This is a genomic window from Streptomyces sp. NPDC052682 (genome assembly GCF_040678435.1).
GTDB lineage: Bacteria > Actinomycetota > Actinomycetes > Streptomycetales > Streptomycetaceae > Streptomyces.
The window spans coordinates 1-23,571 of the sequence record NZ_JBFATS010000035.1 but is presented as its reverse complement, the minus strand read 5'-3'; the positions used below and the strand labels follow the sequence as shown (position 1 = coordinate 23,571).

At 70.7% G+C, this 23,571-nt stretch carries 28 protein-coding genes; 22 read left to right on the top strand and 6 right to left on the bottom strand.

The genetic code is table 11. The features are described from left to right. Positions 1 to 49: 49 nt before the first annotated feature. Together AB0K80_RS33135 and AB0K80_RS33130 are read right to left on the bottom strand one after the other, a co-directional pair. The gene (locus AB0K80_RS33135; RefSeq protein WP_365676132.1) at positions 50 to 601 is read right to left on the bottom strand and encodes a GNAT family N-acetyltransferase; all 552 of its coding nucleotides are present in this window, start codon (positions 599 to 601) and stop codon (positions 50 to 52) included. Further along, entirely contained in the window at positions 598 to 1,380 is a 783-nt protein-coding gene (locus AB0K80_RS33130; protein WP_365676130.1) for a GntR family transcriptional regulator, read from the bottom strand. The genes AB0K80_RS33135 and AB0K80_RS33130 overlap by 4 nt, the downstream gene beginning before the upstream one ends. 246 nt (positions 1,381 to 1,626) lie before the next feature. Between AB0K80_RS33130 and AB0K80_RS33125 the strand changes: the two genes are divergently transcribed. The 19 genes from AB0K80_RS33125 to mobF all read left to right on the top strand — a co-directional run bounded on the left by AB0K80_RS33125 (position 1,627) and on the right by mobF (position 17,992). Further along, positions 1,627 to 1,914: a hypothetical protein gene (locus AB0K80_RS33125; RefSeq protein ID WP_365676128.1), complete on the top strand. Its 288-nt coding sequence runs from the start codon at positions 1,627 to 1,629 to the stop codon at positions 1,912 to 1,914. Then, the gene (locus AB0K80_RS33120) at positions 1,911 to 2,153 is read left to right on the top strand and encodes a hypothetical protein (protein ID WP_365676126.1); all 243 of its coding nucleotides are present in this window, start codon (positions 1,911 to 1,913) and stop codon (positions 2,151 to 2,153) included. The genes AB0K80_RS33125 and AB0K80_RS33120 overlap by 4 nt, the downstream gene beginning before the upstream one ends. Continuing rightward, entirely contained in the window at positions 2,150 to 3,529 is a 1,380-nt protein-coding gene (locus tag AB0K80_RS33115; RefSeq protein ID WP_365676124.1) for a DUF2637 domain-containing protein, read from the top strand. The genes AB0K80_RS33120 and AB0K80_RS33115 overlap by 4 nt, the downstream gene beginning before the upstream one ends. A 3-nt stretch (positions 3,530 to 3,532) precedes the next feature. Further along, positions 3,533 to 3,910 carry an RRQRL motif-containing zinc-binding protein gene (locus tag AB0K80_RS33110; RefSeq protein ID WP_365676122.1) on the top strand — a complete coding sequence of 126 codons (378 nt, stop codon included), beginning with the start codon at positions 3,533 to 3,535 and terminating at the stop codon, positions 3,908 to 3,910. Between the two features lie 93 nt (positions 3,911 to 4,003). Beyond that, on the top strand, positions 4,004 to 6,280 hold the full coding sequence (locus AB0K80_RS33105; protein WP_365676120.1) for an FtsK/SpoIIIE domain-containing protein: 2,277 nt from the start codon (positions 4,004 to 4,006) through the stop codon (positions 6,278 to 6,280). A 239-nt stretch (positions 6,281 to 6,519) separates the two neighbouring features. Further along, the gene (locus tag AB0K80_RS33100) at positions 6,520 to 6,711 is read left to right on the top strand and encodes a hypothetical protein (RefSeq protein WP_365676118.1); all 192 of its coding nucleotides are present in this window, start codon (positions 6,520 to 6,522) and stop codon (positions 6,709 to 6,711) included. A 13-nt stretch (positions 6,712 to 6,724) separates the two neighbouring features. Next, entirely contained in the window at positions 6,725 to 7,435 is a 711-nt protein-coding gene (locus AB0K80_RS33095; RefSeq protein ID WP_365676116.1) for a hypothetical protein, read from the top strand. Positions 7,436 to 7,605: 170 nt separating this feature from the next. Further along, the gene (locus tag AB0K80_RS33090; RefSeq protein WP_365676114.1) at positions 7,606 to 7,983 is read left to right on the top strand and encodes a hypothetical protein; all 378 of its coding nucleotides are present in this window, start codon (positions 7,606 to 7,608) and stop codon (positions 7,981 to 7,983) included. A gap of 123 nt (positions 7,984 to 8,106) precedes the next feature. Further along, on the top strand, positions 8,107 to 8,355 hold the full coding sequence (locus AB0K80_RS33085; protein ID WP_365676112.1) for a hypothetical protein: 249 nt from the start codon (positions 8,107 to 8,109) through the stop codon (positions 8,353 to 8,355). 59 nt (positions 8,356 to 8,414) lie between these two features. Next, positions 8,415 to 8,918 (top strand): hypothetical protein, encoded by a 504-nt coding sequence (locus tag AB0K80_RS33080; protein WP_365676110.1) that lies wholly within the window; start codon positions 8,415 to 8,417, stop codon positions 8,916 to 8,918. Positions 8,919 to 8,930: 12 nt separating this feature from the next. After that, the gene (locus tag AB0K80_RS33075) at positions 8,931 to 9,098 is read left to right on the top strand and encodes a pRL2-8 (protein WP_365676108.1); all 168 of its coding nucleotides are present in this window, start codon (positions 8,931 to 8,933) and stop codon (positions 9,096 to 9,098) included. 1 nt (position 9,099) lies between these two features. Beyond that, positions 9,100 to 9,744 (top strand): hypothetical protein, encoded by a 645-nt coding sequence (locus AB0K80_RS33070; RefSeq protein WP_365676106.1) that lies wholly within the window; start codon positions 9,100 to 9,102, stop codon positions 9,742 to 9,744. A 358-nt stretch (positions 9,745 to 10,102) separates the two neighbouring features. After that, entirely contained in the window at positions 10,103 to 10,597 is a 495-nt protein-coding gene (locus AB0K80_RS33065) for a transcriptional regulator (protein WP_086600838.1), read from the top strand. A 58-nt stretch (positions 10,598 to 10,655) separates the two neighbouring features. After that, positions 10,656 to 11,141 (top strand): hypothetical protein, encoded by a 486-nt coding sequence (locus AB0K80_RS33060; protein ID WP_365676104.1) that lies wholly within the window; start codon positions 10,656 to 10,658, stop codon positions 11,139 to 11,141. Positions 11,142 to 11,234: 93 nt separating this feature from the next. After that, positions 11,235 to 11,783: a hypothetical protein gene (locus AB0K80_RS33055; protein WP_365676102.1), complete on the top strand. Its 549-nt coding sequence runs from the start codon at positions 11,235 to 11,237 to the stop codon at positions 11,781 to 11,783. A gap of 137 nt (positions 11,784 to 11,920) precedes the next feature. After that, positions 11,921 to 12,808, top strand: coding sequence for a hypothetical protein (locus tag AB0K80_RS33050; protein ID WP_365676100.1), 888 nt, complete (start codon positions 11,921 to 11,923; stop codon positions 12,806 to 12,808). A gap of 34 nt (positions 12,809 to 12,842) precedes the next feature. Further along, positions 12,843 to 13,127: a hypothetical protein gene (locus AB0K80_RS33045; protein ID WP_365676098.1), complete on the top strand. Its 285-nt coding sequence runs from the start codon at positions 12,843 to 12,845 to the stop codon at positions 13,125 to 13,127. Further along, positions 13,124 to 13,414, top strand: a complete 291-nt coding sequence (locus tag AB0K80_RS33040; RefSeq protein ID WP_365676096.1) for a hypothetical protein — start codon at positions 13,124 to 13,126, stop codon at positions 13,412 to 13,414. The genes AB0K80_RS33045 and AB0K80_RS33040 overlap by 4 nt, the downstream gene beginning before the upstream one ends. Positions 13,415 to 13,852: 438 nt before the next feature. Next, positions 13,853 to 17,992 (top strand): MobF family relaxase, encoded by a 4,140-nt coding sequence (mobF, locus tag AB0K80_RS33035; protein WP_365676094.1) that lies wholly within the window; start codon positions 13,853 to 13,855, stop codon positions 17,990 to 17,992. A 669-nt stretch (positions 17,993 to 18,661) separates the two neighbouring features. On the opposite strand, the gene AB0K80_RS33030 is transcribed toward mobF, so the two are convergent. Next, positions 18,662 to 19,468, bottom strand: coding sequence for a recombinase family protein (locus AB0K80_RS33030; protein WP_365676092.1), 807 nt, complete (start codon positions 19,466 to 19,468; stop codon positions 18,662 to 18,664). A 351-nt stretch (positions 19,469 to 19,819) separates the two neighbouring features. Here AB0K80_RS33030 and AB0K80_RS33025 point away from each other — a divergent pair, with 351 nt between their 5' ends. Continuing rightward, positions 19,820 to 20,032, top strand: coding sequence for a hypothetical protein (locus AB0K80_RS33025; protein ID WP_365676090.1), 213 nt, complete (start codon positions 19,820 to 19,822; stop codon positions 20,030 to 20,032). Between the two features lie 45 nt (positions 20,033 to 20,077). Here AB0K80_RS33025 and AB0K80_RS33020 read toward each other — a convergent pair whose 3' ends face one another. Beyond that, entirely contained in the window at positions 20,078 to 20,380 is a 303-nt protein-coding gene (locus AB0K80_RS33020; protein ID WP_365676088.1) for a hypothetical protein, read from the bottom strand. 157 nt (positions 20,381 to 20,537) lie between these two features. Between AB0K80_RS33020 and AB0K80_RS33015 the strand changes: the two genes are divergently transcribed. Then, the gene (locus AB0K80_RS33015; RefSeq protein ID WP_365676086.1) at positions 20,538 to 20,912 is read left to right on the top strand and encodes a hypothetical protein; all 375 of its coding nucleotides are present in this window, start codon (positions 20,538 to 20,540) and stop codon (positions 20,910 to 20,912) included. A 73-nt stretch (positions 20,913 to 20,985) separates the two neighbouring features. Here the strand turns inward: AB0K80_RS33015 and AB0K80_RS33010 are convergent, their stop codons facing one another. Beyond that, positions 20,986 to 21,324: a hypothetical protein gene (locus AB0K80_RS33010; RefSeq protein ID WP_365676085.1), complete on the bottom strand. Its 339-nt coding sequence runs from the start codon at positions 21,322 to 21,324 to the stop codon at positions 20,986 to 20,988. A 113-nt stretch (positions 21,325 to 21,437) separates the two neighbouring features. Beyond that, positions 21,438 to 22,415 carry a hypothetical protein gene (locus AB0K80_RS33005; RefSeq protein WP_365676083.1) on the bottom strand — a complete coding sequence of 326 codons (978 nt, stop codon included), beginning with the start codon at positions 22,413 to 22,415 and terminating at the stop codon, positions 21,438 to 21,440. A 251-nt stretch (positions 22,416 to 22,666) separates the two neighbouring features. On the opposite strand from AB0K80_RS33005, the gene AB0K80_RS33000 reads away from it, so the two are divergent. Next, complete coding sequence (locus tag AB0K80_RS33000) at positions 22,667 to 23,350, top strand: hypothetical protein (RefSeq protein WP_365676082.1); 684 nt, start codon at positions 22,667 to 22,669, stop codon at positions 23,348 to 23,350. Positions 23,351 to 23,571 lie beyond the last annotated feature (221 nt).

The following is a 23,571-nucleotide window of genomic DNA, read 5'->3' as shown; positions in this document are numbered from 1 at the left end:
TGGGATGGAGAACTGCGTGCGGACGGTCCGCGGATACGGGGAACGGCGCTCAGCCTGCCGTCACCCCCTCAAGGTCTGAGTCGTCCAGCCCATGAGTTGAGGAGAAGGCCGCCGGCCGCTGTGCTGCCCAGCCGGACACGACGCTCGGGTCATCGGACGTCCGTACGTGCGTGAAGCCCTTGGCGCGGTAGTAGGAGTGGAGCCGGGGGTTGGTCGTCCAGGCATCAAGGCGAAGCCACTGTGCGCCGACCCGGGCCGCGCGGTCGCCGCACCAGTCGAGGATGCGTCCGCCAAGGTCAGCACCGGCGTAGCGCCGGTCGACACTGAGCTTGTGGACGTACAAGGCGTCCTCGGAGCGCTCCTCGGGGGTCCATAGTCGAGGGTCTGCATCCCGGTCGAGGGTCACCGTTGCTGCGGCGTCCCAGTGTGGGGCTTCCTTGATCATGAAGACTTCGCCGCGACGGATGCTCTCGGCGATGTGATCGGCCGGAAAGGGCTTGGACCACTGGTCGATGCCCAGTTGAGTGAGCCAGGCCGCTGCGTCAGTGCGGAACTTCAGGAGGCGCGGCAGATCGGCGAGTTCGGCACGAACGAGGATCACGAAGTCTCTCCCTGCTCAGAGGGAGGCCACTCGCGGGTCCGCTCGAAGACGATGACGTGCCGGTCGCCCGGGACGATGTTGACGGTCACCTGCACCGGCTCGTCGTCGAAGGTGTAGGTCGTCACGATGTGTTCGGCGACGGGCGTGCCGGGACCCAGCTTGAGCCGGGCGACCTCTTCCGGCTTGGGCATCCGGACGTAGATCTCATCAAGTGCCCGAACCAGAGGCTTGCCCAAGTCAGCGAGGACTTGGTTGGTTCCACGCGCGACGTCGACCGGGCTCATGAACTCGCTGTCCTGGACGAAGCTGAGCCGGACGTAAGAGTCGTTGATGTTGTAGGGCTCGCCGTCGATGTACCGGGTCCGGCGGCGCGCGGCGAGCAGCTCGCCCTCGCTGAGCTTCAGCCTGTCCCGAGTCGTGTTGTTGGGCTGGACGATCGAGACCTCGATGTCCTGGGAAGGCTGGCGCCCGTTGCCCTCATCGGCCAAGAGCTGGGTGAAGATGTCGAGGTCAGGCTGCTTGCGCCTGAACTCCTGCTGCGGTCGGTAGACCATCGGGTGTATCTCGCGGACGAAGTACCCGAGGGGTCGGCGGGAAACGATGAGTCCCTCGTTGACGAGGGCGGCCAGGCCCTGGCGCACCGTGTAGCGCGTCGCCCCGTACTTCTCCTGCAGCTCAGCCTCGGTCGGAAGCTGACTTCCGGGGGGCCGCGTGCCATCAGCGATCTCCGCGCGGAGGTCGTCCGCGACCCGCTGGTAGATCGGCGTATTCGTCCTCATGCGACTCATGTGTACTCGCATGATCGGCCATTGTCCAGTCAATGCGAACTCTTCAGACGATGGACTTGACCCCGGCTTCGGACAGTGCCATGGTCATCGCAGCGGGCATTGTCCAGTCAATGCGAATGGGCAAGCAATGCGCTACCTAGTGCTGCCCGCACGCGAAAAACGGCTCCTCCGGCCGATCTGCCAGGACCACCGGAGGAGCCGCCGTAAGGGCCGTTCCAGAAGGGAGCACGACCCCACATGAACATCATCGTCGCAGGTCAGCGCATCGTTACGGACTCCGAGTTCCTGGAGGTCGCCGCCGGTTTCGGTCCCGAGACCGAGCCGCTCGACCTCGCCGAGGAGTTCACCGCCGGCGGACTCGCCAGCCGGGACGCGCTGGACTCCTTCCTCGCCGACTTCCGGGTCGAGAACGACACCGACCAGGAGGACGCCGCGTACTACGCCGAGCTGCTGCGCCGGATGCCGACGCCGCTGCGCCGCCGCTCCGCCCGCCGCGTCACGACCCGGACGGGGGTCGCGGCATGAGGCTCCTCGCCCACACCGCCCTGTTCCTGCTGACCGTGCTGGAGATGGCCCTCGGCATCGTCGCCGGGATGGCCGCCCTGGTCAGCGTCATCACCGAGATGGTGGCCCGCGCGATGGCCGCCGGCGGCGACACCTTCGCCCGGCGCCTCCGCATCCGCCCCGTCTCTCCCCGACTCCGCACCGAGCTGGCGAACGTCCTGTCCGGGATCGCGAACCCGGCGGCTGGAGGTACCCGATGAGCAGCTACCGCGAGGAGCGCCGCGCCGACAAGGTCGCCGAGCGTGCCCAGGACCGCGAGGACATGCGCCTGAAGCTGGAAGCCCAGCTCAAGGCCAAGGAGATCGCCGCCGAGCAGAAGCGCAAGGACGCTGAGGCCAAGGCGGAGCAGGCCCGGAAGGACGCCGAGGCCAAGCGCCGCCAGGAGCTGGCGGACAAGAGGGCCCGGCAGCAGGAGAAGGACCGGAAGAAGGCCGCCCGCCGGGCCAAGGTCGGCAAGCTGACCCGCTGGCTCAACCAGAACCCGGTCACGGTGTTCGTGGGCTTCGTGATGGTCTGCTCGATCGTCCCGGCCGTCATCTCCCAGGTTGGCGCGCTCGCCGACGCCGGGGTGTTCGTCCTCCTGGCCGCGCTGCTCTCGGCGATGCTGGAGGGCACCGCCTGGGCCCTCACCTTCATGGGCAAGCAGGCCGAGGACGCCGGACGGCCGGCGGGCAAGTACCGGGTCGCCACCTGGTGCACCGCCGTCCTCGCGGCCGCGGTGAACTACTGGCACTGGGCCGAGACCCTGCCCGAGCACACCTGGGTCGCGGTCGTCTTCGCCGCGTCGTCCCTCATCGCGATCTACCTGTGGGACATGAAGACCCACGGGTCGCACGGCAAGACCCGCGAAGAGCGGCGACGGGAGAAGGCCCGCCGCAAGCACCTGAAGGACCGCCGGAAGCACCACAAGGACATCGCCGAGGAGGCCGACCGTCTCCTGTCCGCTCTCCCCTTCGAGGCGGTCAGCGAGGAGGAGGCGTTCGCCACCGCGTGGCGCATCCGCAAGGGTGCCGAGCCGGGCCTGTCTGCCGAGATCTACGCGGCGGCCACCGACGCCCGGGTACAGCTCGGCGCAGCCTTCGAACTGGGTGAGCACGTCCGCCCGGAGCTGGTCCGCGCGGGGATGCTCGCGAGCCTCTACAACCCGCTCCCGGGACGCCTCTCGGAGGGCATCCCGACCCTCGGTCCGACCCTTCCGCTTCCGGCTCTCCAGCGGCCCTCTGAGGGCGCTACAGCCCTTGCGGGAATTGGGTTGTACGCATCTGAGGGTGCAAGCGAAAAAGCCCGCGAGAAGGCTTCCGAGAAGGCTTCCCGGAACGCTGGCGACAGCGCCAACGGGAACGCTCGCCGGGGCCGGTCGGACGAGGAGCTGGAGGCGCTTCTGCCGGACGCGCTGAAGGCCGCCGCCGAGCTCGTGGCGGAGGGCAACCCGATCTCCGCTGCGGGCCTGGCGAAGAAGCTCGGCATCCGCCGGGACGACGCCCGGCGGCTGCGGGACCGGGTCATCGCCGAGCGCAAGCTGCGCCTCATCGACGGCGCCGGTGCCGACGAGTCGGCCGCCGTGGCGGGGGCCTGATCCATGGCCCGCCGGATCGCCGACCTGTGGGACCCGAAGGGGGAGCGGCACGACGTGCCGACGTACCCCTGGGGTCTGGCTCCGGACGGCCTGGCGACCCGCGACCAGCTCGTGGCGATGGGGCTGCGGCCCCGGGGCGGCGCGGTCGCTCAGGTGATGTGGTTCAGCCGCCTGTCGCCTGAGCCCCGGTTCGCCCGGCTCTACGAGATCGCCAAGGCCACCCCGCCCAAGCCCCGGACCCCGGGCCAGATCGCTTCCCTCGCGGCGGCGATGCGGGCCCGGAGGACCTGCCCCGAGTGCGGCGAGGTCAAGCCGTACTGCCTCTCGACCTCGCTCGGGGTCTGCACCCCCTGCGCGGACGGCTTCACCACCGCCGCCTGACCGATCTACCGCCCCCCGAAAGCGGCGGGGCCCGGCGCCTCCCTTCCACAGTCGCCGCCGGGCCCCGCCTCCTCCCGAAGGAGAAGCACCAGCATGACCGAGATGCCGACCGGCCGAGGCCACGAGAGCACAGACCTGGCCACCGTCACCTACCTCCCCGGCGCGGGGCCGGCCACGGACGCCAGCCCCCGCCCCGCCGCCCCCGCTTTGGGTGGCACGACCGAGCCCACCGACCGAGCCGCCGTGGTCGAGTCGGCCCGCCGCGTCCTGGAGGGCAGGGTCTCCCCTGCTCCCGTCGACCTGGACAAGGCCGACGTCGACCTGGACGCCTTCGACGACCGCCCGCTGATCCCGACCTGGGCCAAGAGCCCCGAGGGCTGGGCCATGTACGCGGGTGTGGTCTACCGCTCCCGGCAGCGGGCTTTCCGCCGCTGGGTCCGCCGCCAGCGCACCAACCGCGGCCACGTCGCCCAGTTCAAGCGCGGCGCCCGTCGCGTCCAGGACTGGGTGGTCGGGTTCGAGGGCATCCAGACGCAGGCCCTCGCCCACCAGGCGCACGTCGCGGCGAAGGAGGCCCGCGCCGCCGCCCGCGCAGCCCGGTACACCCCGGCGCTGATGAAGAACAAGAAGGAGGTCGCGCTGCGTGAGGCTGACCGGACCCAGACGGTCGCGATGCAGGCGGTGAACGCGCACAAGCAGGCCAAGAAGTACCGCCGCAGGCTGCGGGCGATGCGCGCCGGAGCCGCGTACGGCCCGCCCGTCGCCGCCATCACCGGCGGCTACGTGGAGGCCGGACTGTTCGGCGCATCCGCCGGCGCGCTCGCCACCTTCGCGGGAGGCGCTTTCGCGGGCCGCCACCTCGTCACCGAGGAGACGGACTGGTCGGCCGACTGGCGCTCGCTCGGCGACGGCGACCCCATGACTGCGCCCATGCTGGACGAGGTCTTCCGCCGGGCCAAGGTCATCGGAGCCGAGGAGTCCCTGCACCTGGTGCAGATGCCGATGCTGGACGCCCGCGGCGCTTGGTCCGCCGTGGTCGACCTGCCCCCCGGCATCCCCGCGAAGAAGGCAATGCGCTGCCTGCCCGAGATCGCCGGTGCCCTCGGTGTCGAGGAGGCGCAGGTCAGCCTCACCAAGCCCAAGGGCAAGGGCTCCCGGGCCGGTCGCCTGGAGATCTACGTCTCCAAGGACCTGCCTTTCACCGAGAGCGCCGAGGCTGGCCCGCTGCTCGCCCTGGAGGCCGCCGCCAACTTCTGGGGCCGCATCGCCATCGGCCCCGACGTGCGCGGCCTGCCCATCTCGATCTCCGTGGTCGAGCGCTCCGGCCTGATCGGCGGCGAGCCCGGTGCGGGCAAGTCCGCCAGCGGCAACGTGATCCTGCTCGCGGCGGCCCTCGACCCGCGCGTCATCCTCTGGCTCGCGGACGGCAAGGGCGGCGGCGACCTGGAGCCCTTCGAGCCGCTGTGCGAGTACTTCGAGGGGGACGCCGACCCCGAGGCGTTCTACGAGATGCTCAAGGCCGCAGTCCGCGACATGAAGGACCGCTACGCCCTGCTCAAGAAGCTGGGCAAGCGCAAGGTCACCGAGGAGCTGGCCAACAAGTACCCGCTGCTGCGCCAGAAGCTGCTGTGGGTCGACGAGCTGATGTTCTACACGACCGACGACGACTTCGGGAAGAAGATCACCAAGCTGCTGCGCAACCTCGTCAGCCGAGGCCGGGCGGCCGGGATCATCACCTTCTGCGCCACCCAGAAGCCGGGCTCGGACGTGGTGGACACCTCGCTGCGCGACCTGCTGTCCATCCGGTGGGCGCTGCGCTGCACCACCCCCGAGGCGTCCGACACGATCCTCGGCAAGGGCGCTGCGGCGGCCGGCTACTCGGCGAAGACCATCGAGCCGGAGATGCGCGGTGCCGGTCTGCTGTGGGCGGAGGGCTCCAACCCGGTCATGGTCCGCGCCGACTACTACACCGACGACCAGGTCGAGCTGCTGCTCAAGCGGGCGTACGACCTGCGCGAGGCCGCCGGCACTCTGCCCGAGGGCCCGAAGACCCTCGCCGACCAGCTCCGGGAGCTGGACGACGACGACGCCGCCGTCCTCGCGGTCCTGGTCGACGTCTTCAACGCCTACGACCAGCAGGCGAAGGCCACTGACGCGTCGGCGGCCGTGGACTGGCTGCCCGGGTCCGTCCTGCTGGACGCGCTCCGGGCCGCGGGCCTCGACATCACCGCCGAGAAGCTCGGCGCCCTGGTCGTGCGCACCGCCGACGAGAAGAAGACCAAGAAGGAGTGGGAGGGCAGCCGGGTCAACGGCTACCCCCTCGCGGCCGTGGCCCGCACGGTCCAGGCGAAGTACGGCCTGACCGCCTGATCCACCCCGGACAGACCCTGGACGGCCGCCCGGTTTGGGCAGGTATGCCCCCGGACCGGGCGGCCGTCGACCCGGACGCCGCCCCCCGCGACCTGGACGCGCCCCGTCCAGGACGACTGCCCCGGCGTCCAAGACTCCCAACCCACTGACCTGCGGAAACGCGCGCCCGTCCGGGCCGTGTCCAGGTCTCAGCACTACCCCAAACCATGACAGAACCGACACGACGGAGGACGACCCCGATGGGCGTCAAGTACGTGCTGAGCGAGCCGACCCCGCCCGGCTGGTGGGCCAAGAACAAGGTGATCGTTTGCTCCGTGGCGAGCCTGCTCGCCGGGCTCTACCTCGCGGGCGGCTGCGACCACCAGGCCACCCCCTCCCCCGCGCCGGCGCCGAGCCCGACCGCCACCGCGACCCGTTCGAGCAAGGGCTGAGGGGAGAGCCGCGATGCGCGAGAAGGCCGACCTGAAGCTGCTCGGAATGGCGTACGTCGACGGCCGGGAGCTGCTGTGTTCCGAGTGCGGCAACGGCTTCTCCCTGGAGATCCACAAGCACGGCTTCCGCGAGGTCTCGCCCGCCTGGATCTGCTGCCTGTCATGCGGCAAGGGCGAGGACTCCACGGTCGTCACCAACGGCCTGGTCGACGCCGTCCTCGCCGGATGGGTGAAGCGGCAGAAGGAGGAGGACCGCGACACCTTCACCGCCGAGTGGCGCGGCATCGTCATGACTGGCGAGCTGTGCCCCACGTTCGACATCTACCAGGCGGTCGCTGCGGCCAAGGCGGTCCACGAGGTAGCCGCACCGGAGGTCAAGGCGTGGTGGCGGTCGAAGAAGAAGGCGGCCAAGGCCGAGCTGAAGGCGAAGAGGCAGGCGGTCACCGGCGCGGCGAAGGACAAGGCGCGGGAGACCGCCGACGCCGTGAAGGACAAGGCGGGCGAGGCCGTGAGCACGGCGAAGGCCACCGCGCTCACCACGGCCTGGACGCTGCAGACCGGCGGAGCCGGGCCGACGACCAGCGCCAGGCCCAAGCGCCAGCGCTGCACGGTCAGGGGCTGCCGGGGCGGCAAGGTCACCATCTCGACCCGGGTTCACTCCGCCACCGGGAAGACCACCGAGGTCAAGATCCCGTGCGGCGTCTGCCACCGCAGCAGCACCTGACCTTCCCCGCGCCGGAAGAAAATTCCGGGCGCTGACCAGCACAGACGCACCCTATGCAGACTCTGAGTCTGCGAACCCCTGGACACGCAGACTCGGAGTCTGCATTCTTGAATTACCGCAAGCTGAAAAGCAAGCGGAAACAACAGCGATAGAGCAGACAGGAGAGCACCGTGCCGAACCGCCTGATCAGGGCTTTCATGCGGCTCATGGGGAGGTCCTGGGCCTACGACTCCGTCGACCAGGTCCGCGAGGTCATCGCGAAGCAGTCCTTTGACAGCCTCCAGGAGCGCGCCGAGCTGCACGCCGAGGGCGCCGCCGGCCTCACCGACTCGTACGCCTTCCAGCCCGGCCTGGTTGACCTGCACGACGAGCTGCACGACACCTGGCACTACCTCACGGCCCTGGGGTCCCGGGCCCGGGAGATGGGCTACGCCGCGCTCGCCGGGAACCTGATCGCCGCCGCCGACTCCACCCGCGAGGTCCTCGCCCGCGTGGCCACGGCCGCCGAGGCAACCGTCCCCGCCCCCGAGGTCCCGCTGAGCAGGTAGACACGCCCCGGGGCGGCCGTCTCCCGGCCAAGGATCACCGGCCGCCCCGGGCCCCGTATCCCGCTCCGAACGGCAGCGGGAGGGAGCCCCATCGTCCCTCACGACACCGAAGGAGCCCGCACCATGAGCCCCCGCCCCGACCAGGAGACCCGCACCGCCGCCAAGTCCCGGGTTGCCGAGCTGAAGAAGACCCGGGACCAGGCGCACGAGGACGCCGAGAAGGCCAAGGCCGCCGCCGACGAGTCGATGTGGAAGGACATCGCCGCCGAACTGGACGCGGGCAACCTCCTCCAGCTCGACGTCGTGGAGGCCACGGGCTTCAGCCGGGACCACGTGCTCCGCCGCACCAAGCCGTACCGCAAGCAGGACTGACCGCCCCGGCCCCCGGGCCACCCGCCCGGGGGCCAGGCCTTCGAGAGACGAGGTTGACCGTGAGCACCGACCGCGCCCCCCAGCTGCACACCGAGGCCGCCGCGGTGCAGCCGTATCGGCCGTACGACGTCGACGTCACCCCGCACTACCGCCTCCCCCTCCAGGCCCCGGCCACCGGCCCGGTCGAGCTGTACGACGAGCGCGACCCGGTCGTCTGGGTGCCGGACGCCTACGGCCAGATGGTCCCGATGCGCCGCTCCCAGGCCCCGGCCCCCGTCCAGCCGACCCCGCCGCGCGACCTGAGCCCCCAGCCGCTGTTCGACCCGCGCGCCCAGCGCATCGCCGCCGGCGGCATCCTCGCGGCCGGAACCGGCTGGGGTGTCGGCCAGGCCCTCAACGCCCTCGCCGGGCTCGGCGCGGGCGCCCTGATGTGGCTGGCCATCGCGATCCTCGCCTGCAAGCTCGCGCCCGCCGCCATGAGCCGCACGACGGTCGAGAACCACACGCACGTCACGAACAACAACCGCTGGTTCGGCCGCTCCAACACCACCGTCAACCACTGATCGGAGACCACGATGGCGAGCAAGAAGGCTCTGAATCCGCCGCCGGGCGAGTGCCGACAGTGCTGGTACCACGCCTACGCCTCGCGCGAGGCCCACAAGCGCCTCAAGCCGCGCGAGGACTGCCCGGACTGCGTGGACCACATGCTCAACGGCCACGGCAACATGATCGTGGGGCGCTGACATGAAGCTGCCCTGGATGAGCCGCGCCGACCGGCGCCTCTGGAAGTCCGCGAAGACCGTCGCCGACCTCGGCGAGCTGATGGCCCGCTGGCTGAAGGGCGAGATTGCCTCCCGTCCCGGCTACCAGCCGCGCTTCGGCCCCGACGAGGAGACCGCGCACCTGGTGCCCACCCTCGCCGCGCTGTGCCGGGCCGGGTACGTCACCACCTGCTCGCAGCCGGGGTTCGCCGGTACCGGCGCGGACGGCCTGTGGTGGGAGCAGCGCGCGGCGGTCGAGCTGGTCGTCACCGACCCGGCCCTGCTCCACCGTCTGCTCGGCGCGGTCCGCGCCGCCGGGATGCTCGTGCGGGTCAACGACCACCGCCGCGGCGGCGTCCAGGACCAGCCCGTGGTCGTCACGACCCGGGACGGCGAGCCGGTCACCGCGTTCGGCGGCCGTATCCGGCGGGCGGACATGGCCATCCAGTGGCCCGGCCTCGACCGCAAGCTCTACGACCAGGTCGCGCACGGCACGTACGTCTCGATCGCGGCGCCGGAGTACGGCCCCGCCGGCGAACGGCTCTGGGTCGTCCTCGACCACCTCACCGGCCTGCGCCGCGAGGACCCCGCCAACCCGTGGACCACCACCGCACCGAAGGAGAGCTGAAGTCCAGCCCATCGGCTGACCCGCGCCCGGCGACGCCGCCCCAGGCCAGCGCCCGCCCTCCCCCGCTTTTGGGTGGCAGGAGATCAGCCCGGAACCGGCCCGCAGTCCGGCCGCTTCCGGGCTGTGTGCTGCGCGGCCCGGTGAGACGCACGCCACCCTCGCAGTGCGCCCCGGGAGCGGGCGGCACACCCCGGCCCGCGAGATTCTTTCCGAGCCTGACCAGCACAGACCTGCTCTATGCAGACTCAGAATCTGCGAACCCCTAGACATGCAGACTCAGAGTCTGCATCCTCTAATTACCGCAAGCGAAAAAGCCAGCGGAAACAACAGCGGGAAACCGCGAAGGAGACCAGCACCCATGACCGCAGCCGCAGTCTTCGCCGCCGTGTTCGTCGCGCTCTACATCGCGCACAGCGTCGGTGACCACTGGGTCCAGACCTCCCACCAGGCGGCCCACAAAGGCGAGAACGACAAGACCCCGGGCCAGTCCAGCCGGGCCGGTCGGATCGCCTGCACCCTGCACGTCATCGGACTGACGATCACCAAGGGCATCGCGCTCGCGGCGGTCGTCCTGGTCCTCGACCTCCCCGTCACGGTCACCGGCGTGGTGGCCGGCCTCGGCATCGACGCGGCGACCCACTGGTGGGCGGACCGTCGCAGCACGCTCGCCTGGCTCGCCAAGGTCACCGGCAAGACGGAGTTCCTGGTCCTCGGCACGCCCGCCCACCCGGCGCACCCGGTGACCGGCGAGGGCAAGTACGCGCCGACGCTCGGCACGGGTGCCTACGCGCTGGACCAGAGCTTCCACCACCTGTTCCTCGGCGTCGCCGCGCTCCTCATCGCCGCCCTGTAGCAAGCCACTTCCGCGCAATCCAGCTAGATATCCCGCCGATCACCCCGGAAGGACCCCCGTGGACCAGACTCCGAAGCTCCCCCTCGACCAGGAGCTGCAGGCAGCCGTCGCGATCGTCAGGATCGGTCTCGACCGCATCCGCGACGCCGCGTGCCGCACCGAGGCTGTCGGCCCGCACGCCGCCGCCCTCCAGGCCCTGTACGACCCGACCAAGCCGGACGCGGGAGTGCTCGGCGCGGTCGCCGACGTCATCGGCACCATCACGGTGTCGGTGAGCGAGGTCGATCACGAGGACATCGAGCGTGTCACCGAGCTGCTGGACGAAGCCCAGGGCCACGTCCAGGACAGCACCGGCGACCGCATCCGCCACGCCCTCGACCTCCTGCAGCCCCTGCTCCTGGTCTGCGAAGAGTGCATGAAGCGGCGGCCGGACGTGGAGGTCATCCCCGACCCGTTCTCCACCGCGCTCTACCCGGACGAGCCCGACCACCGGCAGATCCCGCTTTGCCCGCCGTGCGCCACCAAGCGGTTCGAGGACAGCTGACCCAGAACCGGCCCGGCCCATCACCGAGACACGACAGGATGAAGCCCGGGGCCGCTCCAATCGGCCCCGGGCTTCGCCCATGAAGGGAACCAGATGACCACCCCGACCGCCGACTCGCCCGCACGGATCCGCCGGATCTACGACGGCCACGCCGGGCTCTATGCCCCGAGCGTCGTCACCGAGGCCGCGGCCCTGCTGGACGCCTACCTCGCCACCGCCGAGCAGCACGGCCTCGACCGCAAGGCCGCCGACGACGAGGGCTGGCTCGCCCTTGCCGCCGCCGAGGCGGTCTCCCAGAAGTACCGCCGCCCGAAGACCGAGCGGACCTCCGACGAGTTGCAGCAGCTGCTGGCCGCGCTGCGCAGCGCGCTGACCGCCGAGGGCCTGGAGGTCGTGCCCACCCCGGTCCGCATGGGCGTTGGCGTTGCCCCGGTTCCCGGCGGACCCACCTGGGGGATGGGCGGCGGCCTGGCGGTCGCGCTGTACTCGGACAGCGGGTGGGAGCTGATGCTCAACGCCACCCGTACGACCTCCCATTCGATCTGCGCCCCGGTGACGGAGGCCGGCGCCGCCGAGGTCGCCCAGCTCGTGCACGGAGTCCTGCGCGGTGACGTCGCCGACCCGTTTCGTCGGAACCGGTGACGGCATGCCCAACGGCTGGAGGCGAACGGGTACGAGGTGCCCGGCCCGTTCAAGGACTGACGGGACTCTGGCTCGTTGAGCACAAGGAACCCGGGGCCGGTCCGCGGCCCCGGTTCTGGGAGAGAAGGACGGACTGCATGACGAACACGAACACTTCATCCCGCCACCTGCGCGTGGCACCGCTGGGCTTCCTCCCCGAGGACGGCCTGGTGCTCGACCTCGGACACGGCACCGCCGCCGTCACCGTTACCCGCGACGGCTGGAAGGTCGTCCAGGCCGACGCCGAGCTTCCCGAGTTTCGGCGTACCGCCGCTACGAAGCTGCTCCCCCTGCCGGTCCCTGGCGGGTCGTTCACCGAGCTGCGTGAGCTGCTCAACGTTGGGGACGAGGAGTGGGCGAAGGTCGTGGCGTGGCTCCTTGCCGCGCTCCTGCCGGACATCACCCGCCCGGTGCTACTCCTCACCGGCGTGCCGTGCAGCGGGAAGTCGGTGGCGGCCCTGCTGCTTCAGTACCTGGTCGACCCGGGCTCGCCCTTCCGTCGGCTGCCCGCCGACGAGGACGAGTGGATCGCCGCCACGGATGCCGCCCGGGTCATCGGCTTCGACGACGTCGCCCGCGTCCCCGACTGGCAGTCGGACGCCCTGTGCGTGGCCGTGAGCGGTGGCGCCATGACCAAGCGCGGGTTGGGGGAGCCCTTCCCCTTCGTGCCCCGCCCCGACCGGGCATTCATCCTCGCCGGGAGCCTTGCCCCCGACGAGATCCGGGCCGACCTGGCGGACCGCACTGTCGTCGTGGAGCTGCGCCGGCTTACCGAGCGCCGCCCCGAGTCGGAGCTGTGGAAGACGTACACCGAGGCCCGCCCGCGCATCCTCGGCGCACTGCTCGACCTCCTGGTCGCCGTCCTCGGCGCACTGCCGGCGGTCCGGGAAAAGGCAGGGCGCGGTGAACTCCCGCAGCTCCGCATGGCCGACTATGGGTTGGTCCTCGCCGCGCTCGGAGAGGCCACCGGCAGCCGTCCCGAGTAGGACACTCGAATCACCGACCCGAAGGGAGAGCGCAGTGAGCGCCCAACCCGAACACCCGGCGGACAGCCGGATGCCCGCCATCCCGCACACCATCAACGCCATCGGCGACGCGCTGAGCGGCGAACAGCGCGCCCGCTTCTACGGCGAGGTCCTGGCCGCCGAGGAGGACCACGTCCCCCGCGTCATGCGCCGCTGGTGGTGCGCCGCCATGCTCGACCGCGCCCGGGGCGCCGACACCAGCCGGGCCAACGCCGCTGCCGGCCGCAACCTGGTCGCGGTCGAGGACCTCCTGAACCAGGTGGAAAGGCAGGCCGGATGACCGACCAGCCACGGCGCGGCTGGACCGTATGGACCGAGGAAATCCCGGCGAGCGTCATGCTCGATATGCCACCGGATCTCTCCAAAAAGATCCTCAACTTCCTGCTTGCTCTGGGAATTGAGGCGGGCGCCGCTGTCGACGCGGACCGCGAACCGCCCGGTGATCCGATGGATGACCTCGGAGTCCGGTATTCGCTGGAGATCGCAGGCGAACCGGTCATCATCGAATACGCCGTAATCCGCGAGGAACGACAGATCAGAATTCCGGTCCTGGTCTGGTTCCACTGACCGGTAGATGAAGAGACCCCGGCAGGGTTAGTGCCGGGGTCTCTTCGCGTCTCAGCGTAGAGGCCGGCCGCCACGCAGGCAGCCCCGCACGCACCCTGGCCAGCATTCCCGCAAGCCGAAACGCCAGCCGGAACCTCGGCCCCGCCGCCACGGCGGCCGTGCCCGCCCCACGGACCGCCGACGCACGTCGTTGCCCGCTGGACGGGAGCGGACCGACCCCGGCACGTTGAGCGTCTGAGGTCAGTGGCATGGTGCTGTACACCGTCGGTCTGTTGGTCACCTGGTCGTCTGTGGGTTGTGTGGTGACCCTGTTGGTCTCCCTCCGGTTCATGATCGAAAAGAGGGAGAGGACAAAGGGGGTTCCCCTCGCGGGGAACCCCGGCAGGCCGGGGCACAGGAACAAGCGCGCGGGGAGCGCAGCACGGGGAGGGGCGGCCGGTGGCCTGGGTCACGAAGATCACGGAGGACGCGCAGGTCGAGTACCGGCTCAAGCAGCAGGCCGGGTGTGCCGTGGTCGAGTTCGACGGCGAACAGACTGTCGTCCTGGACGATGGTGAGGACCAGGCCGTCGACTACCGGCTGCGCCCCGAGGGCGGGTCCTCACTGGTCTGGATGGGCAGCGGCCTGGAGGCCGTTGGACTCGTAGAAGGCGCCGAGCTGGACGAGGAGGGCAAGCGGGCCGCCCGCCTGCTGATGGCTGGCTGTCACCCCGAGACCGGCGCCCGCCTGATCAAATCCCGCACGTCCGTGCGCGCACACGAAAAGGCTCAGCTGACCACCGCCCGACTTGTCGAGGCCATCGAAAAGGCAGCCGAGGAAAAGGGCGTTGAGCCGGGCGAACTGTTCGAGGGAAGGCCGAAGCAGAAGCGCGTATTCGAGCAGCAGCAGCGCAACGTTCACCGCTTCGGTGACATGCACCGCATGCAGGTGACCACGCTTCACAAACTCGCGCGTGCCGCCGGGATTTCCCTGGACGACGTCTATGGCGAAACGGAACTCGCCACGGCATGGGAGAACAAAGACCTCCGTGTCGATGACCGTGTCCGGGGCTGGGACGTGGTCCTCGACCTCCCCAAGTCCGACAGCGTGGTGCAGGCCCTGATGGACCTGCTCCCGGCGGAGAAGCTGCGCGAGTTGGTTCACCAGGCCAAGGGCGACACCTTCCGGCAGATGGAGCGATGGGCCGGGTACGCGGTCGGCAGCAAGGACGGCGAACCGGTCCGGCTCGCCACCGGGGGACTGCTCGCCTGGAGTGTCGAGCACCAGAGCGCCCGCCCGATCCGGGCCGGGGAGCCCGGCGACCCGCACCTGCACCTGCACGTCACCGTCGCCAACATGGCGCTGTGCGAGGACGGCGAGTGGCGGTCGATCGCCAACAGCGGGAAGGACCTGCACCGCCACGCATCCGCCCTGGACGCCTACTTCAAGGCCCGCGTCCGCGCGCTCACGTACGAGCACTTCGGCATCCGGCGCGTGCGCAACGAACGCACCGGTGCCTGGGAGATCGTCGGCATCCCCGAGCAGGTGAGGGACCACTTCTCCCGCCGGGCCGCGCTCGTCGACGAGAAGGCCGGCGCCGACGCCAGCCGCCAGGAGAAGCAGGCCGTCTCTATGGCGACCAAGCGCGACAAGCTCGACGTCGACGCGACCACGATGCGCGAGAGCTGGAGGCAGCGCGCCGAACAGGTCGTCGACGACGTCGACGCGATGGTGGCCGCGGCTGCCCCCGGTCCGCCCGGCCCGGACGGGGGCGCCGGTCTGGACGGGCCCGGCACCGGCCCGCGCATCCCGCCGCCCGGCGACATCGCGGCCGTCGTGTTCGACCCCAAGGAGGGGCTGACCGCGAACGACAAGACGTTCAGCCGCGCGCAGCTCCTGGCGGCCGTGGCGAACGCGCTGGAGTTCGGGATCGACGCGGACCCGGACAGCCTGGAGCGGCTGTGCGACGACGTCCTGGCGGTCGAGGGCTACGCGGTGCGCGTGCCCACCCTCGGCTCCACTGTCATGTCATCCGTCGACCGCTACACCACGCAGGACATCCTCGACGCCGAGGAGACCGTGCGCCGCCAGGCGCTGGAGCGGTTCGACAGCGGCGCCGTGCAGCTCACCGCCGACCAGGCCGCGGCCGCCATCGACGTCTTCCAGGTCGCCGCCGGGTTCGAGCTGTCCGAGGAACAGGTCGCGGCGGTGACCCGGGTGCTGACCGCCGGGCACGGCATCGACGCCATCGTCGGCGTCGCCGGGGCGGGCAAGTCGACGCTGATGGAGGCGTGCCGGATCGGCTGGGACGCCACCGGCACCACGTACGCCGGCGCGACCCTCGCCGCGGTCGCCGCGAAGAACCTGACCGACGCCTCCGGCATCCCGGCCCGGACCGTGGCGGCCTGGCTCGGCGAGATCGAGAACGGCAACGGGCTGCGCGGCGTCGACGTCCTGGTCGTGGACGAAGCGACGATGGTGGACGACCGCGCGGCGGCCGTGCTGATGACCGAGGCCGCGCGCACCGGCACGAAGGTCGTGAGCATCGGCGACCACCTGCAGTTGCAGGCGATCGGCCCCGGCGGCTGGTTCAGGGAGGCTCACCGCCTGGTCCACGGGCTCACCCTCACCGAGAACCGCCGCCAGGAGGACGCCGCCGAGCGCGCCGCGCTGGAGGTCTGGCGCACCGGCGACCACGAGCTGGCGCTGCGGATGCTCGCCGAGGGCGGGCGCGTGCACCCCGCCGAGACCGCCGAGGAGGCCCGTTCCCAGATCCTCATGGCGTGGGACGAACTGCGCCTGCAGGAGTGGACCGACCCTCACGACCTCATCGCCAACATGGTGGTGCTCGCCGCCCGCAACAGCGACGTCGACGCGCTCAACCTCGGCGCGCAGGCGATCCGCCGCGAGGCCGGCGAACTCGGCGACGAGCACACCTACGCCCTGCCCGGCGGTGACACGCTCACCCTCGCCGTGGGCGACGTCGTCCGCGTCCGGGAGAACGACTACCGCAGTCGTCGCGGAGAAGGCCCGGACATGCTCAACGGCTACCGGGCCGTCATCACGGCGATGGACGCCAACCACCGTGTCGAGATCACCTGGCGTGTCAAGGACGCCAAGGCCCCCGGCGGCTACCGCAACGAGTCCGGCTGGGTGTCCCAGCAGAAGGTCATCGGCGGGGCGCTGTCCCTCGGCTACGCCATGACGATCGCCGCGAGCCAGGGCCTGACGTGCAACACGTCGCTGATGTACGGGCACGGCGCGAACGCCTTTGCCACCTATCCCGGCATCACCCGGGCCCGGCGCCAGAATCACCTGTGGCTGCCGTTGGCCGTACTCGAGGACGAACAGACCCGGGCCCGGCTCGGGGAGTCCCGCACCGAGAAGGAGCGCCTGGAGAGGGCCATCGACGCCTTCGCGCGCTTCCTGGGACAGTCCCGGCCGGACGGCATGGTCTCCGACCTCCTGCAGGAACCGCCAGCCCCCGCCCCGCTCCCCCGGCAGCGCGACCTGTCCGCCGAGGAAGCCCGTGCCGAGTCCGAACGCAGGCTCAGGCAGACCCGCATGGCACAGGCGGGGCGTGCCAAGTCGGTGACCCTCTCCCACCGCCGGGCGCAGAACGAAGCCCTGCGCGAGGAGGAGGCCCGGCGCAACGAGGAGAAGGCCAAGCACCTGCTCGCCCGTATCCAGGCCGGGGCCGAGGAACGCGCGGTCCCGTCCTGGACGAAGCGCATCTACGGCCGCGTCTCCCCGCAGGAGCTGAACCGGCTGATCGCCGAGGGCGACCGGCTCGCCGCCGACGCCGAGGCCATTGCCGCCGAGGCGGAGACCCGGGCCCGGGAACTCGCCGCGCGACTCGACCACGAGAAGGCCACCGGACAGCCCACCCGTGGGCAGCGGTTCGCCGCCGAGGCCGGGGAGGTCCTCGACCAGGCGGACGCCCATGTCGCCACCGCCCGGGAGTATCTGCAGACCGCGTTCGCTGCGGCCCGCCACGCCGATGACCGCGCCCGGCAGCTCGCCAAGCTCGCCGAGAGCGAGGGCAAGAGCCGCATCGCGCTGCGTCTGGCGGGGACGTCGCTGAAGGAGTACCGCCAGCTGACCGAGCGCCTGTCTGGGGAGCGCGCCGGGTACCTCCAGATGGAGGCCGACGCGAAGCGGGACGCCTGGCAGGCCCTGCGGGAGGCATGGGACGTGGTGCAGCAGAGCCGCTTCGCCGAGAGCTTCGGTGTGGCGAGGACCCCGGTGCCCGACCATGTAGAGAAGGTGGCTGAGCGGCTCCTGGAGATGCGCTCCGCCGCCGAACGGCGTGGCCACAGCATGGACAAGCGGGACCGCGACGAGGTCGGCCGCGCCACCCGGCAGGCGGGCGAGTCCCGGGCGAACGCCGCCCTCTTCCGCGCCCAGGCCGCCGATGCCCGCGCCGAGAAGGCTCTGCGCGCCACGATCGCCGAGAAGTACCCGGAGCTGTACGACCGGGAGGTCACCGCACGCCGCGCCCACCAGCAGGCGCAGCAGGCGAAGCAGGCCGTACAGCACCAGCAGGCCGCCGTCACGCACCCGGAGCCGACGCAGTCCAGGGGGCGGGGCCTGCGGTAGACGGGGCGCGCGCCGACTACTTGTCTGCAGTGCCTTCTCTCTCGGCGGACCGGCTCTCCGCCATCGCTGCGCGCGCGGGGTTTCTGGACTTTCTGGACCGCCCTTCGCGCGCCCGCGCGTTGTGCGCGAGCAGCTGCTCGACGCCGGCACCACGACGGAGAGAGATGGTCTTCTGGGGATGGTCTTCTTATGCCGCCGATCGTCCGCATGCGGAAGAACCGCATGCGGGAAATCGCATGACGGTGAACGCATCCCCCGCGTGCGCCTGACGAGAGGGCTGGCCTGCACCGACGTGTACGTACACGTCTGAGTCCTAGCCCGCGATGACCCCGCGACGAGGCCGCGACGCGCGGTGGCTTGCCCGCGACGGCATCGCGGCCCACGGCCTGTTCGTCGTGGCCCCGTCGCGGGGTCATCGCGGGGTCATCGAGGCCGGGGAAGCGGCAGGTGGCTGGGGTTTTGGGACTTTTGGGACCGCCATACGCGGGCGCGCGCGAAGCCGGGATCAACTCGGGCACTTCGCCGTCTCGTTGCTCAACTTGCGCAGGTCCACGCGCGCGTACGCCCGTACGCGACGCCGCACCGGTGGCCTGGTGGCTCCTGGACAGGCAGAAGGCCCCGAGACCGCCCGTGGACGGCTCCGGGGCCCGTTGGTGCCCTGTGGTGCTCTCAGGCGCTCTCAGCGGCTTCCAGCGCCGCTACGGGCTTCGTCGCGGCCGTCTGCTCGTCGTGCTCGCGCAGCATGCGCATGACGGTCGCGGGGGAGGGGTGCTGGCCCTTCTTCTTGCCCTTGGTGATGACGAGCCGGGCCGCCATCTCGCGCAGGCTCAGGCCCTGCTCCCGCAGGTGCAGTGCCATCGCCAGCATGTCGACGTCGGTCACCTTGACGCCGCCGATGGCCTTGCCCTTGGTGCGGGCGGTCTCATGCCCCTCCAGTGTCTTGTCCCGGATGTAGTCGCGCTCCGCTTCCGCCATCGCGGCGAAGAACGCGAACAGGGCTGCCCCGTACCCGGCGGGGTCGTGCTTGCCCTGGAGAGGACCGGTCAGGAACTCCAGCTCGATGCCTGCGTCCCGCAGCTCCTCAGCGACCTTCAGCAGCTCCAGGGCGCCGCGGCCGAGGCGCTTCATCTCGTGTACGACGAGGGTCACCTTCGCGCCCAGGGCGCGGTACTCCCGGGCGGCGGCGAGGGCGGCCTTCATCTCGGGCCGCTCGCGGACCCGGGTGCTGACGTGCTCCTGGAACAGCCGGTGGACGTTTGCCGCGGTGAGGGCGTCGATCTGCGATTGGATCTCCTGCTGCTTCGTGGAGACGCGGGCGTACCCGATGCGGATCTCGGCATCGAGCGCCGGGCCGGTCGACGTCGGCGCCGGCAGTTCCCGCCAGGTGGCCCCGGGATGGCGCACGGCCGGGGTGGCGATGCGCAGCTCGGAGCGGAGCGAGGGCACGAGCTGGAAGCGAGCGGTGTGGTAGCTCACCGCCACTTTCCCGGCCGCCGTACGGCACGGGGAGCCCGCCGGTGCTAGGCACGTCGACATGGGGCAGGGGTTGGCCTCGACAAGGAGGTGGGGAGCGCTGTCCATGATCCCGACTGTTTCATGAATGCGTTTCACTAATCAAGAGCTTGGAAACGGTTCGTGAAACACCTTCGGCCCTGATGCCGCAAGGGGTGTACGCGGTGTTGAAACAGGGACCACCTATGAAACAGGTGGGGGCGCTTGGGGGTGTGACGCGGATCACGGGCGGGCCGTACTGTGCTGGGGGCGACTTCAAGGGCGAAGGCTTGAGAGCCGGGAGACTGCCCGGCGCCAGAGAACGGACCGACGTCCATGACCCCGCTCTACCTTGCCGTGCTCGCCCTCGTACTCCTGTGGAGCCTGGCCGCGTACGCCATCCGCCGAGCGCCCGCCGGCCACGTCCGCCGCGTCCTCCAGGACGGCACCCGAGCCGTGGTGGTACTCGCGCTCGGCTCCCTCGGAGTGCTCCTGGTCGACCCGGCCGACGTGCCGAGCGTCCTGCGGGCGGTCTTGGCGCGGTTCTGAGGGCCACCCCCCTTGACCACCCGCTGGTCAAGGGGGGCAGGGGGGTCACGGCCCTGGAATCGCAGGATCGCCCGCCAGCGACTCCTCATCGCATCCACAGGTGAAGGGGCCGCACTGCTTGCGGAACCACATGACGTCGACCAGCGGCACGTCCTGCATCTGATCGGCAAGGACCTGGCCCTCGCTGTCGACACGGGCGAAGGGGGCGCCGTACTTGGTTCCGCACGTGGTGCACCGCGCATCGAAGTAGTACGAGATCTCGGTGTGCCGGTCGGTCGGAATCACGGGGTACCGGGTGCCGCCGTCGTGGAGTTGGACGGTGAAGCCTTCGCCGCAAGTGCAGGACATGGCGGGATAGTCCCAGCGGCTCAGAGCATCGGCCGACCTCTCGGCGCGGCGCGTACGGGCGATGCCCAAGGTTGACGGACACGGAACTGTTCCACCCAAGGGGGATTCTCCGCAGTTCCAGCGGTCGGCACCGCGGCCGGGCCAGTACGGTCCGCGCATGGGTCGAGAGAAGAAGCACAAGCCGCGTAGGCCGGACAAGCCAACACCGCGGATTGTCGATATGCCGAACGTCCCCGCGGAGATGAAGAAGAACGTGGTCCTCAACCACATCATGTCGACCGGAGACCCGATGGGGCGAGCGGTCCGGGAGCTCGCGGAGCGCAAGTACGGGGAGTTCACCGTGGACGAGCGTGACGTGCTCGATCTCCCCGCTGAAGTACGGGAAGCGGCCTTGAACGATCTGGCGTTCTACGCATCTGCTCAAGTGCCCGCGAGTGCCGCTATGGGCGCACAGGAGGTGGCGGCACGGACGGCAGCGAACTGTCAGCAGGCCCTTGCTCGTCTCCGTCCGCTCATCCAGGCGAAGGGATAGAGCCGGGAACGACTCCCTTCGGGGAGAGCCGTCTCAGCACCTGGTGGACCGCCTGCTGGCCTCACCGGGCGCCTCAGCCGGTGGCCCGTACGCCCTTCCAGCCGGGTCCGAGTCCACGTCGGCGGGCCCGTCCCGAGCGCGGCCCGGGAACCTCGGCGACGCCCTCGGCAGCGGCCGGGGCGAGTCGGCGGCGCAGTGCGGCTGTGGCGGCCGGGACCGCCACGAGGACTCTCGCGGCCTCGGGGTCGATCGCCGCGAGGGCCTCGGCGAGCATGTCGATGGCGTCGGCCGCGTCCTCGACCGCGCCCGTACTCCAGGTCCTCGGCGTCACCGCGTCGACCAGCTCGCACACCGCATCGGCCACGGCCGCGGCCCGCTGCTCGACTCCTAGCCCGGCCTCGCTCAGCTCCATATCGCACCCAACGATCACGCCGTCCGGACGGATGCCCGGCAGCACGGTGAAGGGCCCGCGCAGGTGAACGCGGGCCCTCGTATCGTCCCGGACGGACGAAGTTGCAAGATCTGTCAGGCCGCTGTGGTCGTCCGCCGGCGGCGTCGTCGGGGAAGCTCCGGCTCGCCGTGACCGTCCTCGATCCACCGGGCCCGCCCCCACACCGGCTCGGTGCCCTCGGCGATCCGGTGCAGGAGCGCGACCAAGCCGCGCGCGTCGTCGGCGGCCTGCGCCGTGCACTCCCATGCGACCCATACCCCGCGCTCCTGGTCCCAGGGCTCGCTCGCCATGGAGGTCCACTCGTCCCTCGTCCAGGCGAACCAGTTCCGCCACAGCCGCGAGACGTAGTCGGCCTTCTCGGCGCTCTCGCGGTGCGGGCTCAGCCACGGGTGCAGGCCGTCGCGCTCGCTGCTGACGAGCTGCCCGGGGGGCGTGACGAGCATGGACGGGTAGCGGCTGACCGGTCCCCGGTCGGTCTCGTGGACGACGCGGCGGCCGTCCAGGAGCACATCGAGCCGGTCGAGCAGCGCCCCGCGTTCCGGCGTGCCGTACGCCCCGGCCGTGCCCTCGTGCAGCAGCTCCTGGTCGTGGACGCGGATGACCGCGACGGTCTCCGGCTGCGCGTACTCGCCGGGGCCGGCCGCCACGACGACGAGGGCCGCGCCGGGGTCGGCGACGATCTCCCGGGCGTACCGCTGGGCCTTCGCGTGCGCGGCGTACAGCCCGGCCGCGTACGAGCAGGGCTCGCACCAGCGCCCGCTGCCGAGGGGGTAGTCGCGGCGGTCTCCGCACCGTCGGCACACGTACTGCAGCTCCCGAGCCCGGTCGAGCGCGGCGCGCTGCGCGGGTGAGCATCCCCGCTTGGGCACGGCGGCGCTTTTCTCGTACAGCGGGGCGTAGCAATTGCCGTGGTAGAGCACCTGGCCGACCGGGTCCGAGCCCGGCTTGAGGCCCTGCCGGTCGAGCTGGGTCTTGGTGAAAAGGCCCTCGGGTACGGCGCCCCACCACGTGTAGCGGGTGAGACCGGGGAGCGGCGGGATGGAGCTGGGCAAGACGACCTCCTGAAGCGGATTCCTAGTGCGAAGGTAGAGCCGGAAAGCACCCCGCGCAACAACCCGAAAATGCGGGTTGACCTGCGCATTTAGTGGCGGGTTATCTAGCTTGATTGAACGCTTTTACGCTTGCGGAAATGCTAGCAACTTAGCAAGCGTCGTGAGACTTGTGAGACCGTCCATCGCACGCGCGCGTGAAACCCCGCAGGAAGCGGCCGGGCCCGGCGCGATATCTAGCTAGACTCCGCCGCATGTCACTTCTCCCCTTCGTGATCGCGCTGGAGCCCGAGGACCGCCAGGCCCTCGACGAGGTGGTCAGGAAAGGCCGGAAGGCCGAGGTCGAGTGGCTCGAAGCGGCCCGGGAGCGCGAAGGCGTCCGCTACCTGCGAGGCAAGGCCGCCCGTGAGGCCCGCAGCCGTGTACGCGCCGAGTTCGCCCGGCTCCGGAAGACGGGGAAGCTGGCCGGCACCCGCGACCTGGTCCTCGCGCGCGAGGTCCGCGCCGAGCTGAAGCGCCGCAAGATGAACGGGCCGTACGAGCCAGTGCCCGTCGCCGAGGCCGGGGCGCCCGGCCGCCCGGTGGGCAGCAGTCCCCGCAAGCATGGCCGCTTCGCCGACGAACCCACCAAGCTCAGTGCCCGCCTCGCCGTGCGCCTCCCTGCCGATCTCGGCGAGCAGCTCGTGCGCGCCTGCTACTGGGAGAGCGAGCCCGCCGTGAAGGCCCTACGCGAGTGGCAGGACCGGTGGGGCGACGGGCCGGAGGTCATCATGCGCGAGGCCGAACGCCAAGGCGCACTCACCGTCCTCACCATGTTCGCTGCCGCCCTCGCACCACGCCCCGACGCCGACAGTCTCCTGGAGAAGGCCAAGCTGCAGGACATGGTCGTCACGACGGGCGACATCATCCGCAGTGCCGTGAAGCGCGCCATCCGCTGAAGCCCGGCCCCTCCAGATGCCTGTTCATCTGGGAAGCTGCGCAAAATCTGGCTAGATAAGCCGAACGTACCGCCCGCCCCGGCTTCCCTTGTGCTGGCTTTTCCGCTTGCCGTATTACCGGCGGGAAAGCGTGCGGGTCAGCTTGCGCTTAGGCAAACGGGGTCGGCAATCTTCGGCTTACATGAGGAGAGGAGGACCCTGTGGCCGAAGACCCGGAAATC

Coding starts and splice junctions, on each gene's coding strand:
- AB0K80_RS33130 (WP_365676130.1), bottom strand. CDS start 1,380: ATGAGGACGAATACGCCGATCTACCAGCGGGTCGCGGACGACCTCCGC.
- AB0K80_RS33125 (WP_365676128.1), top strand. CDS start 1,627: ATGAACATCATCGTCGCAGGTCAGCGCATCGTTACGGACTCCGAGTTC.
- AB0K80_RS33120 (WP_365676126.1), top strand. CDS start 1,911: ATGAGGCTCCTCGCCCACACCGCCCTGTTCCTGCTGACCGTGCTGGAG.
- AB0K80_RS33115 (WP_365676124.1), top strand. CDS start 2,150: ATGAGCAGCTACCGCGAGGAGCGCCGCGCCGACAAGGTCGCCGAGCGT.
- AB0K80_RS33110 (WP_365676122.1), top strand. CDS start 3,533: ATGGCCCGCCGGATCGCCGACCTGTGGGACCCGAAGGGGGAGCGGCAC.
- AB0K80_RS33105 (WP_365676120.1), top strand. CDS start 4,004: ATGACCGAGATGCCGACCGGCCGAGGCCACGAGAGCACAGACCTGGCC.
- AB0K80_RS33100 (WP_365676118.1), top strand. CDS start 6,520: ATGGGCGTCAAGTACGTGCTGAGCGAGCCGACCCCGCCCGGCTGGTGG.
- AB0K80_RS33095 (WP_365676116.1), top strand. CDS start 6,725: ATGCGCGAGAAGGCCGACCTGAAGCTGCTCGGAATGGCGTACGTCGAC.
- AB0K80_RS33085 (WP_365676112.1), top strand. CDS start 8,107: ATGAGCCCCCGCCCCGACCAGGAGACCCGCACCGCCGCCAAGTCCCGG.
- AB0K80_RS33075 (WP_365676108.1), top strand. CDS start 8,931: ATGGCGAGCAAGAAGGCTCTGAATCCGCCGCCGGGCGAGTGCCGACAG.
- AB0K80_RS33070 (WP_365676106.1), top strand. CDS start 9,100: ATGAAGCTGCCCTGGATGAGCCGCGCCGACCGGCGCCTCTGGAAGTCC.
- AB0K80_RS33065 (WP_086600838.1), top strand. CDS start 10,103: ATGACCGCAGCCGCAGTCTTCGCCGCCGTGTTCGTCGCGCTCTACATC.
- AB0K80_RS33055 (WP_365676102.1), top strand. CDS start 11,235: ATGACCACCCCGACCGCCGACTCGCCCGCACGGATCCGCCGGATCTAC.
- AB0K80_RS33050 (WP_365676100.1), top strand. CDS start 11,921: ATGACGAACACGAACACTTCATCCCGCCACCTGCGCGTGGCACCGCTG.
- AB0K80_RS33040 (WP_365676096.1), top strand. CDS start 13,124: ATGACCGACCAGCCACGGCGCGGCTGGACCGTATGGACCGAGGAAATC.
- AB0K80_RS33025 (WP_365676090.1), top strand. CDS start 19,820: ATGACCCCGCTCTACCTTGCCGTGCTCGCCCTCGTACTCCTGTGGAGC.
- AB0K80_RS33020 (WP_365676088.1), bottom strand. CDS start 20,380: ATGTCCTGCACTTGCGGCGAAGGCTTCACCGTCCAACTCCACGACGGC.
- AB0K80_RS33015 (WP_365676086.1), top strand. CDS start 20,538: ATGGGTCGAGAGAAGAAGCACAAGCCGCGTAGGCCGGACAAGCCAACA.
- AB0K80_RS33010 (WP_365676085.1), bottom strand. CDS start 21,324: ATGGAGCTGAGCGAGGCCGGGCTAGGAGTCGAGCAGCGGGCCGCGGCC.
- AB0K80_RS33000 (WP_365676082.1), top strand. CDS start 22,667: ATGTCACTTCTCCCCTTCGTGATCGCGCTGGAGCCCGAGGACCGCCAG.